Source organism: Paenarthrobacter sp. CCNWLY172 (assembly GCF_037402035.1).
In the GTDB taxonomy this organism is placed as follows: Bacteria; Actinomycetota; Actinomycetes; order Actinomycetales; family Micrococcaceae; genus Arthrobacter.
The window spans coordinates 94,475-111,471 of the sequence record NZ_JBBEGB010000001.1 but is presented as its reverse complement, the minus strand read 5'-3'; the positions used below and the strand labels follow the sequence as shown (position 1 = coordinate 111,471).

Genomic DNA, 16,997 nt, shown 5'->3' with positions numbered 1-16,997 from the left:
ACCCCTCAGCCCTCCAGGACCTTCTTCAGGGTGCGGGTGAGCCGTTCCTCGTCAATCTTCCAAAAATCTCGCTGGACGCCGTCCACCAGCACCACGGGAATCTCTTCCGCGAAGCGCTCTTGCAGTTGGGGGTCGCCGTCGATCAGCTGCTCCTTCCACTGCACGCCAAGACTTTTAGTGACACGCTCGACGGCGGCACGCGCCGCGGTGCACAGGTGGCAGTCAGCTTTGGTGAGGAGAACGACGTCGGGAATAGCCATATCTCAAAGGTACCGGCCAACCCTCTCTCACATCCCGAGCCCTTCCGGCTAACCCTCTCTCGCATCCCGAGCCCTTCCGGCCAACCCTCTCTCACATCCCGAGCCCTTCCGGCCAACCCTCTCTCACATCCCGAGCCCTTCTGTGACGCCACCGTGCGCCCTCGAACGCGGACCGCGGCGATTGACTAGACTCAAGGCATGCCCGAGGAGAAGAACGCCGCCGTGGTCGCAGATGCCTTGGTGCAGAAGCCCATAGTGCAGAAGGCCAACGTGCAGAAGCGCACGGGCGAGGCCGCCTTCTTCGACGTCGACAACACCTTGATGAAGGGCGCCAGCCTCTTCCATGTGGCCCGCAAGATGTACGAACGCAAGGCCTTCACATTGTCGCAAGCGGCCGGCTTCGCCTGGAAGCAGTTCAAATTCGTCATGCGCGGCGAGAACATGGAAGACGTCCACTCGGTCCGCGACTCCGCGCTTACCCTTGCTGCCGGCATCACTGTGGATGACATCAAGGCCCTGGGTGAAGAGGTCTACGACGAAATGATCGAGTCGCGGATCTGGCCGGGGACCAAGGCCCTCGCGGAACAGCATCTCAGGGTTGGACGCAAGGTCTGGCTCGTCACGGCTACACCCATCGAGGTGGCCACGGTCATTTCCACCAGGCTCGGACTCACCGGCGCCCTTGGCACCGTGGGTGAAGTGGAAGGTGGCATGTACACAGGGAAACTTGTGGGCGACATCCTGCACGGGCCGGCGAAGGCAGTCGCAGTTCAGCTCGTCGCCGATCGTGAGGGCCTGGATCTGGATCATTGCTGGGCGTACAGCGATTCCGCCAACGACATACCTTTGCTCACCATGGTGGGTCATCCCGTGGTGATCAACCCGGACGCCAGGTTGCGCCGGCACGCCCGCGAGAACAACTGGCCCGTGTACGACTTCCGTTCCGGTCGCCGCGCAGCAACGCTTGGGCTCAAGGCCGCCACGGTTGGCGGGGCGGTCTACGGCCTGTGGCGGGGTTTCTCAAGGTTCCGCGGCCCCCGCATCTGACCCTCTCTCACATCCCTCGGGCTTGACCCGGGCCCTCTCTCACATCCCTCGGGCTTGACCCGAACCCTCTCTCACATCCCTCGATGGCCTCAACGAGCCTGTGGATAACTTACGATGACTCAAGCGTTTCTGGGCGAGAATGCCAGATATGCAGAACGCCAGGCCCCTTCCGCCCCGACTGACCAACGCACCATTCACCATTGACGAGGCCGAGGCCGCAGGCCTGAAGCAATCGCACCTGTGGAATCGTGTAGGAATAGATGGGGTGAGCCGGGGCCTTTACCGTCCATCGGATTGGGATTTTGAGCTATCGGCGGCTGCAAGGTCACTGTCAGCCGCAAGTCCAGGGGCCTGGATATCCCATGTAACGGCTGCGAGGCTACATGGCGTGTGCCTTCCACCGTGGCTGTCTGATTCCAATGAATTGCATCTCAGCAAGCCGAGGCATCTCCCGTCCGTCCGCCGCAAAGGCGTAATCGGACACACGGTAGTGGCCTCCGCCGACGAGATCGAGAATGTTCAGGGCATCCGGATCAGCACTCGGTCGCGTACCTGGTTGGATCTTGCAAGACGCCTTCCGCTCGCCGACCTGGTCTGCATGGGTGACGAGCTCATTCGCAGACCCAGGCCGGACTTCGAAGCACGCGATAAACCGTTCACCACGCTGGAGGCACTTCGCGGGCTGGTGGGCAGGCACCGCAATCTACAGGGCGTCGTCAGGGCACGAGAAGCATTGGAGCTCATGCGTATTGGCTCCGACTCCGCGCCCGAGTCACTGCTCCGCTTGGCAATGTTGGACGCCGGTATCCCCGAACCGGAGTTGCAGGTGCTACTCCGCCCGAACGATCCTTTTTCGCCGTCCGCGGACTTGGGCTTCCGTGGCCGGCGGGTAGCAATACAGTACGACGGCGGCCATCACCTTGGGCGCGAACAGATATTTAGCGATCGGCGACGCGACAAGGCGTTCGAAGCAGCAGGCTGGACGGTCCTGAAATTCGGAAGGGATGACTTGGCGGACAACTTTTCGTCAGCCACGCAGAAGATCAAGAGCGCTCTTGGATCAGCATGGCGGGACCCCGCGGTCAGTTCGGGTTTCTCCCGAGGGACCTGAGAGAGGAACCCCACCAAACCCGAGGGACCTGAGAGAGGAACCCCACCAAACCCGAGGGATGTGAGAGAGCGTCGGGGACGCAAAAATGCCCGCCACCTCGAGAGGCAACGGGCATTCACGCTTGGTGAAGTATCTCTACTTCTTATTGCGGCGCTGGTGGCGAGTCTTGCGAAGCAGCTTGCGGTGCTTCTTCTTGGCCATACGCTTGCGGCGCTTCTTAATAACTGAACCCACGAAAGTTCCTTACAAACTAGAAGTTCCTGTCTGTTGGAACAGATCCGCGGAAGCAGACAAGTACAACTGACAGATTCTTACATTGACGTAAAACGTTCCTTAACAGAGTACCGCTTCAAAGGGGCACCCTGTGACCACGGTCCGCGGGACGGACCCCGGCAGCCTCAGGCGGTCTCGGATTGTCCGTCCACCACGGCACCCTTGAGGTACTGGGCAACGGCCTCTTCAGGAACCCGGAAGGAACGCCCGAACCGTACGGCGGGCATTTCCCCTGAGTGGACCAGGCGATACACGGTCATTTTGGAAACACGCAGGACGTCGGCCACTTCGGCCACCGTCATGAAACGCGCATTCGAGAAGTTAGTCTCTGCGGACATTTCCCATATTCCTTTGCTCTCAGCCGGTTAGGACACCCCCAGTAGAACGGTGTGCCGATGCTGAGCCATCCAACAACCATGTGCTAGATACTCTAGAGGCTGATGGGGCCAATGTGAAAGCCTTTCCCGTAAGTGGGATGCCGCTCCCCCGGCCGAGCAAGACCATAACGGGGACTCGCTGCGGGCATGCCGAACTTACGGCATGATGCGCAGCGAAGCCAGGAAACGGATCTACTCCGCAACCACCGCGCGGCGTTTCCGGGCCGAGGCAGCGAGCTGCTCCAGCACGGAAGCCGTAACGTCCCATTCCATGCAAGCATCGGTGACGCTCTGGCCGTAAACGAGTTCCTGCTCCCCCGCAAGCTGCTTGGCGGTGTCCAGGTTCTGGGCTCCGCCCACCAGGAAGCTCTCCAGCATGACGCCGGCGATCGGCGAGGTCTCCCCGGCTTCGAGCTGCGCACCGATTTCCAAGGCAACCTCAGCCTGGCGGTGGTGGCTCTTGCCGCTGTTGGCGTGGCTGGCGTCCACGATCAGGCGCGGGTTCAGGCCCTTGGCAGCGAGCTTGGAGGAAGCAGCCGCGACATCATCCTGGGAGTAGTTGGGTCCCTTGCGTCCGCCGCGCAGGATCACGTGGGTGTCAGGGTTGCCTGAGGTGGCTACGAGAGCCGCCCGACCGTCGTCGTCGATTCCCAGGAAGGCCTGCTCGGCGGCAGAAGCGCCGCAAGCGTCGATGGCCACCTGGAGGTCGCCGTCGGTGCCGTTCTTGAAGCCGATGGGCATGGACAGTCCGGAAGCGAGTTGGCGGTGGATCTGGCTTTCGGTGGTGCGGGCACCGATCGCGCCCCAGGAAACGAGGTCAGCCATGTATTGCGGACTGATCGGTTCGAGGAACTCGGTGGCCGTGGGTAGTCCGAGGGCGGTGACCTGCTTCAGGAACCCACGGGCCGCGCGCAGTCCGGCGGCGATGTCGTGGCTGCCGTCCAGGTGGGGATCGTTGATGAGGCCCTTCCAGCCAACGGTGGTGCGCGGCTTTTCGAAGTAGGTCCGCATGACGATCAGCAGGTCTTCCTTGTGCTTCTCCGCCTGGCTCACCAAACGGCGGGCGTATTCGAGGCCGGCCTTGGGATCGTGGATGGAGCACGGCCCGACGATCACCAGCAGCCGGTCGTCCACGCCGTCCATGATGGCGCGGACCTGGTCACGGCCACGGTCGACGACGGCAGCTGAGCGGGCGTCCAGCGGCAGCTCTGCGATGAGGTCCTGGGGTGCCGGCAGCGGCTCGAAGCGGGCGACCCGCAGGTTGGACGTGGAAGGATGCGCGGCATCAGGGGAGTCGAGCGATTCGGTGGGTTCTGCAGCGATGCTTGTCATGTCTGGGTCCTGTTCCGGGATGCGGAGCGGGCCCCTTTTCAGAACCCGCCGGATATGGCGAAGGGCAGAGAATGATCTCTGCCCTGTTGGCTCTGAAGGAAAGTTGGATGCGTGTCAGTTAGACGCGGGCCCCTCCAGAGCCAACGAAAAATACGCATACCAACGGTTTGTCATAGCCACACCATAACCGCGGTTCTTCACACCGGGCAAATCGCGTCCGCCATCATGACAAATGTTTGCGCAGGAACTGCAACTGCTTGATCCAGTGGTGTTCCTGCCCGCCCTCATGGTTGTTGAAGCGGTAGACCTCGATGTCCTTTACGGGCGCACCGCCGGGCACACCCTCGGGCGCACCGCCGGGCGCAGCCGAGGAGCCGGTGCCGTAGCTGTTGTAGCTCGCGAAAACGGTGGACGGAGGGCAGATGTCGTCCATCTGCGCAGCGGAGAACAGTGCAGGAACGGTGGCGGCACGGCCTAGGTGGACGCCGTCGAAATAGTTCAGGACGGCCAGCGTTGGCTCATACTTTTCGCGGTGCCGGCCCAGGAAACCGGCGATCTCCGGATAGGGCCCTCGCGGGGTGATGTCAATGGCGCGGGGGAAGTCCTGCAGGAACGGGACGTCGGGCAGCGCGGCGATGACGCCGTCGAGCCTTCCAGCCGTCAGCCCAGCGGCAGCAACAGTAATGCCGCCACCCTGGCTGACGCCTGTCAGGACTACCTTGGAGGGGTCGACGGCGGGATGGCTCTGCGCCGCTTCTACCGCACGGAACGCGTCCACGTACACCCGCCGGAAGTAGTAGTTGTCCTGGTGGTCGGCGCCCCTGGTCATGAGCCCGGCATAGTTGTTTCCGCCAGCGGACGGATGCGGATCCGGGGTGTCGCCCGAGACGCCGCCGTAGCCCTGCCCGCGGGTGTCCATGATGAAGTGTGCGTAGCCTGCTTGGGCCCACTTGGTGTTCTGGTTGACCAGTCCGCGGCCACCGGAGTAGCCGATGTACTCCACCACCACGGGAAGTTGCTGGCCCGGCTGGCGGTGTGACGGCAGGTGCAGCCAGCCCTTGATGCGGTCTCCCCCGAAGCCGGCATAGGACACGTCGAAAGTGTCGATCACTGCGAGGTAGTTGTCCACGGGTTCGAACACAGCGTCAAGAGGCAAAGCCCTGGCCTCGGTGATGGTGCGGTCCCAAAAGGCATCGAAATCGGCTGGCGGGACCACGCTTGAGGTGTAGTCGCGGAGCTGCTCAAGGGAAAGGTCAAAGAGGGGCATGTGGACATCCTACGTCATGGTTTCGTGTGCGCTGTCACAGGGCGCCAGGGCTGCAACTGGGTAATGGAGAGGTTCCGGTAGGCGGCTCTCAGGGGTGCCATCTGGCGAATTCCGAAGTACCCGCCCCTGAGGGGTGCGCCCGTGGGATCGGTCCATTCAAAGAGCAACAGCTGGTTGATGGAGAAGGCTACCCGGGGGCCGTCCTTGATCACTTCCATGCGATAAAACCCATCGGCATCCCCGGCAGGTGGAAGCGGGTCGGCTCCCTGCGCCACGAGCTCGAAGCCCGCGCTCTTGCGCAGATTGCAGGTTCGGAACGCGCGCTCGGAAGCGTGCTTGTGCCGGAAGTAGGAGACGTGGAGGGCGTCCATGTCTCCCGAATGGTATTGCGGATAGAAGCCTGTGCGGGGAGCCAAAGCGGGAGAGAACAGATCTTCGCCTCTGTGGCCGGCGGCTGCGAAGAACACCATGGCGAGGCCTGGCTCCTCCAACGGGAGGAACTCCCACGAGATCCTCACGTGATCAGGAAGTTTCTCCGGGCACCAGAGCGTCCAATGAGCGTTGTCTCCGTACTCCTCCGCATCGAGGGAGCCCGACAGAACCAGAGCGCTGGTGCCGTCGCCGCACGAGCCCGGGCCGCCGTCGTCGTGCGCCACCTCATGCGTTCCGAACTGAACAGGCCCCTCCGCCACCCAATCAGCCACATCCGCAGGACCGCGCAGCGGGTTGGAGTGAATCATGCACGTGCGCCCGCGTTGAGGGTTGCCGACAGGCCGTAGCCGAGGGATTCCAGCTGCTCCGCCACGAAGGAAGCGATCCGCCGGGCGCCCTTCTCATGGAAGTGGGTGTTGTCCTCAAGGCCGCCGGCCCAGTGTGCGTGCTCGCCCGGAGCAAAGTGGAAGAAGAGCTCCTTGGAACCTTCCTCTCCCAACTCCTGGTAGAGGGAACGCGTCCACTGGTTGAGGTCGATGACGTCCAGGCCGAGCTCGAGACCAAGCTCCCGGACCACCACGGGGTAGTCCCCCAGGGTGACCTCCAGTTGTCCGTCCAAAAAATGCCTGCGTTCCACCGAGGTGCACAGGATGGGAATGCCACCCTTGCTGCGGACCTCGGCCACCATGCGCTTGAGGTTGTCCGCGTAGCCCGTGCGCGCGGCCAGGTGTTCACGTTTCTGGTCGTTGTGCCCGAACTGGATGAGGACCAAATCGCCCTGGACGGTCTGGTTGATGAGCTGGTACCAGAGGCCTTCCTCGCGGAACGACTCCGTGGTGGCACCGCCCTTGGCGTAGTTGTGAACGGCAGCCCACCAGTACGTCTCGGGCGCAAGATGGGCGCCCCAGCCACTCATGGGGTACTCGAAGCTGGGGCAGGCGGCAACGGTGGAGTCGCCCGCGAGGAGGATTTTCATGGGTGTCCTTTCAGATGATGCAGCGGCAATACGCGGCCGCCTTGCTGCAGCGGCGCCTAGCCCTTGACCGAACCGATCAGCATGCCCTTGGCAAAATGCTTCTGCAGGAAGGGGTAGAAGATCAGGATGGGCAGGGTGGCCACCACGATCACGGCGAACTTGATGCCCTGTTCCGGCGGAATATAGGAGGGATCCACATTGCCGGTGCCCAGGAGGTCCGAGGCTGCCGTGACCTGGCGCAGGTACATCTGCAGGGTCCACATGTTGTTATCGCTCAGGTAGAGCAAGGGTGACATGAAGTCGTTCCAGATTCCCACCGCGTAGAACAGCGCGAACGTAGCCAACACCGGCTTGGACAACGGCAGCAGGATCCGCCAGAGGATGCCAATTTCCGTGGCACCGTCCATTTTGGCGGATTCTTCCAGCTCCTGGGGGAGTTCCTGGAAGAAGTTCTTGATGATGATCAAGCTGAACGGGTTGATGGCCGCGGGCAGGATCAGCGCCCAGTAGCTGTTCAGCAGGCCCAGGTCCTTGACCAGCAGGAACGTGGGAATCATGCCGCCGGAGAACACCATGGCGAAGACCACCAGGGACATGATCAGCTTCCGGCCCCGCAGGTTTTTCTTCGCCAACGGGTACGCCATGGTGACAGTAAGGATGAGCTGGATCAAGGTGCCGACCAGCGTCACCAGGACGGTGGTGATGAGAGCCCGTGTGAAGGCGGGTGTGGAGAAGATGTATTCGTAGGCGCCCAGCGTGAATTGCTCGGGCCAGACGAAGAACGCCCGCCGGGTGATCTCGGCCTCGTTGGCGAAGGACCCGGCGATCACGTAGACGAACGGCAGCAGGGTGATGATGCCTACCAGGCTCAGGAAGACGTAGTTTGCGGCATCAAAAACCCGTCCGCCGCGGGTGTTGTGGATCTTCATTAGAAAAGTCCGCTCTGGTTGAACCGCTTGGACAGCCAGTTGGTGCCAAAGATCAGCACGATTCCCACGAGGGACTTGAACAGCCCGACGGCGGTGCTGTAGCTGTAGGCGCCTTGGGTGATGCCCACGAAGTAGACGTAGGTATCGAAGACGTCGGCCACGCTGCGGTTAAGTGCGTTGGTCATGAGGTAGATCTGCTCAAAGCCGGTGTTGAGCATCTGCCCGATGGCCAGGATGAGCATCACAATGATGGTGGAGCGGATGCCCGGCAATGTGATGTGCCAGACGCGACGAAACCTGCCGGCGCCGTCGATAATTGCTGCCTCATACTGGTCCTGGTCCACCGTGGCCAGCGCGGCGAGGAAGATGATGGTGCCCCAGCCGGTGTTCTTCCAGATTTCCTGGAGAACGATCAAGGGCCGGAACCAGTGGGGATCGGACAAGATGTCCACGTTGGTCCCGAACAAACCGTTCACGAACTGGAACAACGGTCCGATGTCCAAGGCGAAGAGCAGGAAGCTCAGCGACGCCACGATGGTCCAGGACAGGAAATGCGGGATGTAGACGAGCGTCTGGACGGTGCGTTTGAGCACCGACAGACGGACCTCGTTGAGGAGCAACGCCAGGATGATGGTGAGCGGGAACGCGATGCCCAGGTTCAGGAACGCCAGGATCAGCGTATTGCCCAGCAGCCGTGGAAAGTCCGGGTTCGAGAAGAAGTCCGTGAAGTGGGTGACACCCACCCAAGGGCTGCCATTGACGCCAAGGAACGGAACGTAGTCCTTGAAAGCGATGGACACGCCGTACATGGGCCCGTACCTGAAGATCGCGAAGTACAGGACTCCAGGCAGCAACAGCAGATACAGCCACTTGTAGTGCGCGAAGTGGACGGCGAACCCGCGCCGCCGCACCGGCGCGGGCGGCTTGGTGGCCGCCCGCTCCGAGGCCTTGGCTTCCATAACCGGGGTTGTCACTTCTTGTTTTCCTGCCAGAGTTTATTAATTTCTTCCTTGACCTTGTCACCGCCGCTGGTGTTCCACAGCTTGATGGCGTCCTTCAGGCCCTGCTCGTCGGTCTGCCCGGCGAGGTACTTGATACGGGCGTCCGCCACGATGTTGTCCAACTGCGCGCCCTTGGCAACGTAGGTGGGCGAGACGAAGGCAGCTGCCGGGTTGTACACGGCGCTCTTGAGGTCCTCTGCCATGACGGCGACGCGGTCATCGAAGACCTTCTGCTCGTACTCGGAGGCCTGCTTGACCGGGTAGAAATTGTTACCCGTGACGTTGGTGCCAAGCTGGGCGAAGCTCTTGATGTCAGTGTTGACCACCTTGCCCTCAGGGGTTTCAGGCTTGATGGTGGCAGCCAGGCCCTCTTCGAGGGTGAAGTTCACGCCCTCGATGCCATTGTTCATGAGCACGGCAACGTCCTTGCTGTTCAACTTGTCCAGGAAGCTGAGGACGTTCTTCAGGTCAGCCTCGGTCTTGACGCTGGACTTGGGAATGGCCAGGAAGCCGGAGTAACCGTCAGTGGGGTGGGCGTGCAGTTCGCCGTCCGGTCCCTTGAGGCTGCCCACGAAGCCCACTTTGTTTTCAAAGTCGTTCGGGTTGGCCTGCTTGAAGAGGTTGATCAGCACGCTGACGCGGGAGTCAACGTCCACGATGATGCCGCCCTTGCCGTTGAAGAACGGTTCGTTCCACTTGGTGCCGTCGAACGTGGCGAAATCGGGGTTGATGAGTTTCTCGTCCACCATCTTCTTGATGAAGCGGTTGGCTTCGAGGAATTCGTCGGTTTCGAAGCTGGGGACCAGTTTGCCGTCCCGCTCGGTCCAGCGGTTTCCGGCGCCGTACCAGGTCTCGATCAGGTCATAGGGGCTGTTGGTTCCCAGCGCGCCCCATTTGGGGATGGTGATCCCGTAGGTGTCGTTCTGGCCATTGCCGTCCGGATCCTGTTCGGTGAACGCCTTGGCTACTTTGTAGAGGTCTTCGGTGGTCTCGGGCGCCTTCAGACCCAGCTTGTCCAGCCAATCCTGACGGAACATGACCGCTGCACGGATCGGGTTGCGGCCGCGGTACACGCCGTAGACCTTGCCGTTGACGCTGGCATTCTGCTGGACCTCCGGGAAGGTGGTCTTCAGGTTCGGATAGTCGTTGAGCTTGTCCGTGAGGTCCCAGAAGGCGCCCGCTTCGGCGTTCTTCACGAAGCCCGGCGTTTTGCCCTGCACCACCAGGACATGCGGAATCTCCGAAGATGCCAGCGTGATGTTCATCTTGTCTTCGTAGGACGCGTTGGGCGTCCACGTGATGTTGACGTCCTTGCCCGTGAGTTCCTCAAGCTTCTTCTGTACGGCGCCATCGGCTGTTGGCGGCTGCGCCTCCAGGAATGGCGCCATGATCTTGACGGAGGAAAGGTCCGACGCCGGCGCTTCGCCACCACAGGCGGTCAGCGCCAGGGCTGCGGAAACGACGACGGCGGCGGCCAGCGTGTGTTTTCTACGGATCATTTTCTTACCTGCTCCACTTCATCGGGGTTGGTGTCTTTCGACTCTTGGTATGACGGCACACCCGGGAATCTTTTGAGGGTCCACATGTGCTGGCCACGTGCATCTTGATACGTTTCATTAGTACTCGCGCCGGAGGCATTCGGGACGAGTTCGCTGCTTCCTTGGACATCGAGGGAACGGTGAAGGACCGGCGGCCCGCTCAATGCGGGGCGGGCGCGGGTGGGTTCAGACAAGGCTGGCCTCCGTACTGTGGGTCGTGGTGGAAACAGGGCCGCCGCCAGTAGCTGACATCGCCTCATCGTTGGCCGTAAAGAAGCGGTCACAGAGCCACCCCGTGACATAAAGCCATGCGCCAACGCCGAAGAACGGAATCAGCCCCGGAACCGACCGGCATACGAACAGGGCGGCCGCTGTGATGAACAAGAGAATCACAGTTCCCGCCAGATGGCGCATCGCAAAGCGTGAGGACATCAGGAAGTACTGCGGAATGGAAAGCTCGTAGCGGGCGAACATGGGGAACAGGTAGCAGACTGTGCCGGCGGCAAACAGGGCCGCCATGAGGATTCCAGCGGAAGCGATCTGCGAGCCAAAGTCCCAGCCTGCAGAGAAGTAGCCCCAGTTCAGGGTCAGGGCAATGCCCACCGCAATCAGGGGCAAGCCCAAGGCGTTGCCCTTGCCGAAGTTGCTGAAGTACTCCTTCGCGAAGCGCCGCATCAACGGCGCGGCATCTCCCCGTACCTTGTTGCGGACCAGGACGTGGGCCGCAGCGGTGCTGGGGCCGATTCCCAGGACAACTCCACCGAGGACAGTGAAGGCAATCCACAACACATTCAGGCAAGCTATCCAGACGAGTGTGTCGAAGAGCGTGTACGCACGGAATCCAAATCCACCCGAGGCCATGGCACTCCCCCTTTCTCCATCGTTGCAGAACAGGCCCGCGTGACCATGGATGGCGATTGTTGAGGAGTCTCATAGCAGCCGCTGCAGCCGGTCAGTTGGGGTCGGCCCATGTGGGCCGCATCACTAAGCAAACGCTTTCCCGTCAACTTAGACGCTGGGCAAGGGTGGAGTCAAGATCATTCTTGAATCGTTACATTAGCTGTGAAGCCGCGCTACACTGGGCGGGAGCCGGAATTGGGAAAGCGCTTGCTGGGTATAGCCTGAACCCGCCGGATACTTACATGAACACCCTGACGACGGCGTCACCGCCTTCGTTGCAGCGCCAGCCGAGGAGAGCCATGGACACCCCTTCCATCGAGTCCATCACCAGCCCGCGCGGGGCCGCACCGTCGCCCGCGCCGGTACCCGCACCCCGGACCGCTCCCGCCAGGATTGCCCTGGTAGGAGTCCACGGCTTCGGAGCACACCACCTCCACAACCTTCATAGGCTGAGCGCGCAGGGAGCGGTGGAACTCGTTGCCGTGGCGGACCCCAATCCCCCGTCCGCCGGCGCGTTGCCCGGGACAACTGCTGTCCATGCCACCCTCGATGACCTGCTGGCCGGCGATCACCACCCGGAGGTGATCATCGTGGCTACTCCGATCCAGACCCACGCCCCGTTGGCTTTGTCCGTCCTCGCATCCCATTCCCACCTCTACCTGGAAAAGCCCCCGGTAGCCTCCATGAAGGACTTCCGCCGGCTCAAGGAGGCCGCAACTGCAGCCGGACGCAGCGTACAGATCGGTTTCCAGAGCCTGGGTTCCCATGCATTGGCCGCTTTGGAGCAGCTGGCCAACGGCGAAGCCACGAAGGAACTTCCCGGCATCGGCACGCTCAAGGGCATCTCCGCTACCGGCCGTTGGGTCCGCGACCGCGCCTACTACAAGCGCTCGCGCTGGGCGGGCAGACGCAGCCTCGACGGAGTGGACGTGGTGGACGGCGTCGCCACCAACCCATTGGCCCACGCGATTGCCACTGCCCTCCGCATCGCAGGAGCCCGCCAAGCAGAAGACCTGGCATCGGTGGACACGGACCTCTATCGCGCCAATGACATTGAAGCGGACGATACCTCCGTGATCCGCATGAAGACCGTCAACGGACTGCCCATCACCTGCGCCCTCACGCTGTGCGCCACCGAATCCGTGGAACCGTACGTCACGCTCCACGGCACCGAAGGAACAGCGGTGTTCCATTACACCGAAGACCGTGTCACGGTCCGCACCGAAGCAGCTGAAACCACCCATGTCTTCGGGCGGGACGATCTGACCGAGAACCTGCTCCAGCACCTGAGCCAGGGCACCGCCTTGCTCAGCCCCTTGGATCACAGTGGCGCTTTCATGCGCGTCCTGGAAGCCATCCGGACAGCCGCGGCTCCTGCCGTGATTCCCCCGGAATTCCTGACCTGGGTGGGATCCGGCGATCAAGCCCATGCAGTGATCCCCCGCATTGAGGACATCCTGGAACGGGCCACCTTGTCCCATGCAACGTTCTCCGAACTCGGCCTGCCGTGGGCGCGACCAGCCGCGGCGGGCTCCGAGGCTCTCTTCGCCCCCGCTGCGGATTCTGAGGGTGCCGGTGATGGAGATCCCAAGGAAGAAGCTCCTACTGCCATCTTCCGCAGTGGAAGCGGGCTCAACACGGCGTTGTCGCCGCGGCCTTACCTTCATCCGGTGACCACCCGGGGCGGCATCGTGGTGACAGACCACCTTGCTTCGGACCACGTGTGGCATCTCGGCGCCGGATTCGCGCTGCAGGACGTCAACGGCAGCAACTTCTGGGGTGGACGCAGTTATCGCCGGTCCGCAGGAAAATACGTGGATCTGAACGACCACGGCAGAATCGAGGTCACCGCAATCACCCAGGGCCCGGAGCACTCCACAGCGGACCTCCACTGGCTGGCCGCCGACGGCGGCTTGCTCCTGGAGGAACGTCGCTCGTTCCGTCGTTCGCTCATCACCCCACGAACGTGGCGGCTGGACATCACAACGGAACTCACCGCCGTCGTGGATGCCTCGCTGGGTAGTCCTGGCTCGCACGGTGCCGCGGGAAGTGGCTACGGCGGCTTCTTCTGGAGGCTTCCTGCCAATGCCTCTCCGCGTGTGTTCTCCTCCACGGCCGAGGGCGAACCCGCCGTACATGGTGCAGTGACGCCGTGGCTGGCGTGGACCGGAGAGTTCGACGGCGGCCCTGCCACTCTGGTGTTTGGCGCACCTTCCGAGTCCCCGGACCCATGGTTCGTGCGATGCAGCGGCTACCCGGCCGTGGGTTCGGCGCTGGCGTGGGACTCCGCCGTGGAGTTGGCTGCGGGCGAAGCACTGACCCGTTCCATCGCGGTGTGGATCAGTGACGGAATACTCGGCACCCCTGACATCGAGGACTTGGTGTCGGCTCGATGATGTCCAACGCCCCGGCATCACCACTCCTCGCGACGAGCCTCACGGTGGAGGGCCGGACGCATTGCCTGATGGCCCCGGCACGGCCCAGGTTCGCCTGGCTGCTGGATGCCGGTCCTTCCGCAGACACACGGCAATCGTTCCAAGCCGCGTACCGAATCCGGGTGATGGACCGCGACGGAACACAGGTGTGGGATTCGGGCACTGTGGTCACAGACCAGCAGCACCACCAGTCCTCCACAAGCCCCGAAAACAGCCCCAACCTCAGCCCTGACAGTGACTACCAGTGGACCGTCCAGGTCACGGACTCCACCGGTGCTGTGGGTGAGCCGGGCGCTCCGGCATGTTTCAGCACAGGGCTCGCCGAATCGGGAACCAGCTGTTGGAACGCCGAGTGGATCCATCGTGCCCCAGGAGGCCGCGCGCCACTGGAAATGGTGGAAGGGTTGCTGCGTGTGAGCGGCTCGCCACATCTTCCCTGGCCTGTATCAGCCAGCGGCAGCACGGTGATCACCGCCCGCTTCCGCTTGCGTCTTGGTACTGCCGGGATTCTCCTCCGCAGCGAAGGACCCGGAACCGGGCTGCTGCTGGAAATGAAACCCAACAGTACAGCCGTCCTCCGGCAGGCTCCCGCCTGGGAGATCGGCGCCATGGCTGCGCCCGCCACGGAGGCACTGGCTGAAACCCCGGACTTTGGGGCAACCGCTGTTTCACGGGCGGGTGCCACTCCCCACGACGGCTGGCAGGACCTGGTGGTCACCGACGACGGGCAGCGCATCACCGTCACCATTGACGGCGCCACGGCCTTGGACTCGGACGTTGAAAACACCGGGGGCACGGGCATCGCCTTCCACCAAGGACCACGGAGCCAGGCCGAATACCTCTCCCTTGATGTCCGGAGTGACGGGAAGACCCTCCTCAGCAGCGACTTCACCGCCCCTGGCTCCCTGGCAGGCTGGACCACCACCAGTCCCCTCCGCCAGCCCGACGAATGGACCCTTGCCAAGGCAACCTGCAACCTCAAGCGTCCTGTGGTCCGTGCCCGCCTCTATGCTGCAGCGAGCCACCATGCCGCGTTCACCCTCAACGGCACTCCTTGCCTGGAGACCACCAACTTCGGCTACCCGGGCGAACACTTCTACAACGCCGCCGACGTCACGGACACACTGCAGTCGAGCGGCAGCGCCACCCTGACCGCCGTCGCGCATTGGTACGGTCCGGGCCAGGGCCGGGCGGCCGGCCGCCCGGGTGTGCTGGCCCAACTGACGGTGGAGTACGACGACGGCACGCGCGACGTGTTCGGATCAGGGCCGGGGTGGCTGGTCGCCGAGGGGCCCTACCGCCAGAGCGGGTACCGCAACGATGAAGGCGACCCGGTTGAGCACTTCGATGCGACTGCGTGGCCGGCCCCGGAAGGCTGGCACCCGGCGCTCTCGCTCGGGGTCCACCCAGTCCCGGATTTCCCGGCCCTCAGCCCCAACCACGCAAGCGTCGCTCGGAACCATGCCCCCGCCGTCGCCATTTTCACGGCCGCGGACGGCACACCGGTGGCGGACTTCGGCGCAGTGATCCCCGGGCGCCCGGTTGTGGAGTTCCTCCGGGGCCGGCACGGGCGGACCGTGATGCTCCGTGCCGGGTACAACCTGCAGTCCGATGGCCGTGTGGACCCGGGAAAGACTCCCAGCCAAAACACGGACATGGCGTTCCCTTACACACAAAAGGACGGCCCGCAGCGCTACGAGGCAGCGGTGCATCTAGGGTTCCGCTACCTCGAATTTCCCGGTGTGGGCATCGAGGACCTCGGTGCGGTGGGCGCAACGGTCATCCATGCCGAACATCCGGCCGAAGGCAGCTTCCACAGCTCCGACGCCACGCTGAACCGGGTCTTCACGCTCCTTCGCGACTCTGCGTTGCTGGGTGTGCAGGAACAGTTCGTGGACACGCCCACCCGCGAAAAGGGCCAATTCCTGGGCGACGCCGTGAACATCTCCTACGCCACCATGGCGTTGTTCGGTGAGCGTCATTTCACGGCCAAGGCTCTGCGCGAATTCGCGGGATCTGCCAGGCGCTACTGGGATTCGCCCGATCAGCGGGGCCGCTACAACGCGGTGTATCCCAACGGCGACGGCAAGCGCGACATCCCCGACTTCTCGCTCATGATGCCCGAATGGGTGGAGGACTACCACCGGCTCAGTGGGGATGACGCCCTGGTCCAGGAACTCCTCCCCTGCCTCCAGGACACGGCCGGTTACGTGCTCCGGCACATCCCCGCCAGTGGTCCCACCGCCGGGTTGGTCACCGAGCTTGGCGGCGGCGCGGGTCCGTACCTTCACGGCATCGTGGACTGGCCGGCACCGGGCCGCTTCGGCTACGACATGGACTGCGCGGCGCGCACCACGGTGAACGCCCAAGCCTGGTCAGTGCTCGACGCCGTCAGCCGGCTCTGCGGGTCTGCAGGCCTTACACCCGAGGCCGCCCGGTACAGGAAAGCTGCGGATGGGTTGGCCGGGCACATCAACACCCGGCTTCGCGTGGACGGCGTGATGGTGGATGGTTTATACGCCGACGGCCGGCCGAGCCTGAATGCCTCACAGCATGCGACGTCGTACCCGTTATCGCTGGGCATTACCCCGACCGTGCACGCGGCCAAGGACGCCGAACGCATCGCCGGAATGGGCATGCGGCAAGGCCCCATGACGGTGCACCGGCTGTTCCGGGCGTTGCTTTCGCAGGGGCGCGTGGACGCTGTCCTGGATCTCCTGACGGAGCCAGGCCGGCCCGGCTGGGCACGCTTGCTGGAAGCCGGCGGGTCCTTCACCTGGGAGACCTGGGAACTCGACGAGGGCAGCGACTACAGCCAGTCCCACGCTTGGTCTGCCTCCGTAATCCGGGAGATCCTGGAGTATCTCCTCGGTGTCCGGGTGACAGCGCCGGGAGCGTCCGCCGTCGTGATCCAACCGCCGGTGTGCCGTCTGGAAGGTGCCGCGGGTAGCGTGCCCACGCAGCGCGGAGCGGTTGCCGTTTCCTGGCAACGGAGGGCCGACGGCATGGAACTGGAGTGCAGCATTCCCGCAGGCGTAACGGCCCAGGTGGTCCTTCCTGACCGTACAGTTTCGGCCGGGCCCGGCACGTGGACCTTTGGCCCACGAGACGGGGTCTGA

15 protein-coding genes are annotated in these 16,997 nt (G+C 63.2%); 4 read left to right on the top strand and 11 right to left on the bottom strand.

Features of this window, described 5'->3' with window-relative positions; genetic code table 11:
* Nucleotides 1-5: 5 nt before the first annotated feature.
* Nucleotides 6-260: a glutaredoxin family protein gene (locus WBN73_RS00485; RefSeq protein ID WP_337339181.1), complete on the bottom strand. Its 255-nt coding sequence runs from the start codon at nt 258-260 to the stop codon at nt 6-8.
* 198 nt (nt 261-458) lie between these two features.
* Here WBN73_RS00485 and WBN73_RS00480 point away from each other — a divergent pair, with 198 nt between their 5' ends.
* Together WBN73_RS00480 and WBN73_RS00475 are read left to right on the top strand one after the other, a co-directional pair.
* Complete coding sequence (locus tag WBN73_RS00480) at nt 459-1,307, top strand: HAD family hydrolase (protein ID WP_337339180.1); 849 nt, start codon at nt 459-461, stop codon at nt 1,305-1,307.
* A gap of 490 nt (nt 1,308-1,797) precedes the next feature.
* Nucleotides 1,798-2,418 (top strand): endonuclease domain-containing protein, encoded by a 621-nt coding sequence (locus WBN73_RS00475; RefSeq protein ID WP_337339179.1) that lies wholly within the window; start codon nt 1,798-1,800, stop codon nt 2,416-2,418.
* A 135-nt stretch (nt 2,419-2,553) separates the two neighbouring features.
* Here the strand turns inward: WBN73_RS00475 and WBN73_RS00470 are convergent, their stop codons facing one another.
* The 10 genes from WBN73_RS00470 to WBN73_RS00425 all read right to left on the bottom strand — a co-directional run bounded on the left by WBN73_RS00470 (nt 2,554) and on the right by WBN73_RS00425 (nt 11,404).
* Complete coding sequence (locus WBN73_RS00470) at nt 2,554-2,652, bottom strand: 30S ribosomal protein bS22 (protein ID WP_003792170.1); 99 nt, start codon at nt 2,650-2,652, stop codon at nt 2,554-2,556.
* 164 nt (nt 2,653-2,816) lie between these two features.
* Nucleotides 2,817-3,029 (bottom strand): helix-turn-helix domain-containing protein, encoded by a 213-nt coding sequence (locus WBN73_RS00465; protein WP_017199160.1) that lies wholly within the window; start codon nt 3,027-3,029, stop codon nt 2,817-2,819.
* Nucleotides 3,030-3,260: 231 nt separating this feature from the next.
* Nucleotides 3,261-4,400, bottom strand: coding sequence for a 3-deoxy-7-phosphoheptulonate synthase (locus WBN73_RS00460; RefSeq protein ID WP_207594496.1), 1,140 nt, complete (start codon nt 4,398-4,400; stop codon nt 3,261-3,263).
* Between the two features lie 223 nt (nt 4,401-4,623).
* A complete protein-coding gene (locus tag WBN73_RS00455; protein WP_337339178.1) occupies nt 4,624-5,667 on the bottom strand; it encodes an acetylxylan esterase in 1,044 nt (347 codons plus the stop codon).
* 14 nt (nt 5,668-5,681) lie between these two features.
* A complete protein-coding gene (locus WBN73_RS00450; protein ID WP_337339177.1) occupies nt 5,682-6,407 on the bottom strand; it encodes a DUF1961 family protein in 726 nt (241 codons plus the stop codon).
* Complete coding sequence (locus tag WBN73_RS00445; RefSeq protein ID WP_337339176.1) at nt 6,404-7,075, bottom strand: rhamnogalacturonan acetylesterase; 672 nt, start codon at nt 7,073-7,075, stop codon at nt 6,404-6,406. The genes WBN73_RS00450 and WBN73_RS00445 overlap by 4 nt, the downstream gene beginning before the upstream one ends.
* A gap of 56 nt (nt 7,076-7,131) precedes the next feature.
* Nucleotides 7,132-8,004 (bottom strand): carbohydrate ABC transporter permease, encoded by an 873-nt coding sequence (locus WBN73_RS00440; protein ID WP_172325940.1) that lies wholly within the window; start codon nt 8,002-8,004, stop codon nt 7,132-7,134.
* On the bottom strand, nt 8,004-8,978 hold the full coding sequence (locus WBN73_RS00435) for an ABC transporter permease (RefSeq protein ID WP_207594500.1): 975 nt from the start codon (nt 8,976-8,978) through the stop codon (nt 8,004-8,006). The genes WBN73_RS00440 and WBN73_RS00435 overlap by 1 nt, the downstream gene beginning before the upstream one ends.
* Nucleotides 8,975-10,504, bottom strand: coding sequence for an extracellular solute-binding protein (locus WBN73_RS00430; protein ID WP_207594501.1), 1,530 nt, complete (start codon nt 10,502-10,504; stop codon nt 8,975-8,977). The genes WBN73_RS00435 and WBN73_RS00430 overlap by 4 nt, the downstream gene beginning before the upstream one ends.
* 225 nt (nt 10,505-10,729) lie before the next feature.
* Nucleotides 10,730-11,404, bottom strand: a complete 675-nt coding sequence (locus WBN73_RS00425; RefSeq protein WP_337339175.1) for a YesL family protein — start codon at nt 11,402-11,404, stop codon at nt 10,730-10,732.
* Between the two features lie 338 nt (nt 11,405-11,742).
* On the opposite strand from WBN73_RS00425, the gene WBN73_RS00420 reads away from it, so the two are divergent.
* The gene (locus tag WBN73_RS00420; RefSeq protein ID WP_337339174.1) at nt 11,743-13,839 is read left to right on the top strand and encodes a DUF6807 family protein; all 2,097 of its coding nucleotides are present in this window, start codon (nt 11,743-11,745) and stop codon (nt 13,837-13,839) included.
* A complete protein-coding gene (locus WBN73_RS00415) occupies nt 13,836-16,997 on the top strand; it encodes a family 78 glycoside hydrolase catalytic domain (protein WP_337339173.1) in 3,162 nt (1,053 codons plus the stop codon). The genes WBN73_RS00420 and WBN73_RS00415 overlap by 4 nt, the downstream gene beginning before the upstream one ends.

What these genes read in the sequence shown, in the direction of transcription:
- WBN73_RS00485 (WP_337339181.1), bottom strand. Translation starts at nt 260, where the DNA reads ATGGCTATTCCCGACGTCGTTCTCCTCACCAAAGCTGACTGCCACCTG.
- WBN73_RS00480 (WP_337339180.1), top strand. Translation starts at nt 459, where the DNA reads ATGCCCGAGGAGAAGAACGCCGCCGTGGTCGCAGATGCCTTGGTGCAG.
- WBN73_RS00465 (WP_017199160.1), bottom strand. Translation starts at nt 3,029, where the DNA reads ATGTCCGCAGAGACTAACTTCTCGAATGCGCGTTTCATGACGGTGGCC.
- WBN73_RS00460 (WP_207594496.1), bottom strand. Translation starts at nt 4,400, where the DNA reads ATGACAAGCATCGCTGCAGAACCCACCGAATCGCTCGACTCCCCTGAT.
- WBN73_RS00455 (WP_337339178.1), bottom strand. Translation starts at nt 5,667, where the DNA reads ATGCCCCTCTTTGACCTTTCCCTTGAGCAGCTCCGCGACTACACCTCA.
- WBN73_RS00450 (WP_337339177.1), bottom strand. Translation starts at nt 6,407, where the DNA reads ATGATTCACTCCAACCCGCTGCGCGGTCCTGCGGATGTGGCTGATTGG.
- WBN73_RS00445 (WP_337339176.1), bottom strand. Translation starts at nt 7,075, where the DNA reads ATGAAAATCCTCCTCGCGGGCGACTCCACCGTTGCCGCCTGCCCCAGC.
- WBN73_RS00440 (WP_172325940.1), bottom strand. Translation starts at nt 8,004, where the DNA reads ATGAAGATCCACAACACCCGCGGCGGACGGGTTTTTGATGCCGCAAAC.
- WBN73_RS00430 (WP_207594501.1), bottom strand. Translation starts at nt 10,504, where the DNA reads ATGATCCGTAGAAAACACACGCTGGCCGCCGCCGTCGTCGTTTCCGCA.
- WBN73_RS00425 (WP_337339175.1), bottom strand. Translation starts at nt 11,404, where the DNA reads ATGGCCTCGGGTGGATTTGGATTCCGTGCGTACACGCTCTTCGACACA.
- WBN73_RS00420 (WP_337339174.1), top strand. Translation starts at nt 11,743, where the DNA reads ATGGACACCCCTTCCATCGAGTCCATCACCAGCCCGCGCGGGGCCGCA.
- WBN73_RS00415 (WP_337339173.1), top strand. Translation starts at nt 13,836, where the DNA reads ATGATGTCCAACGCCCCGGCATCACCACTCCTCGCGACGAGCCTCACG.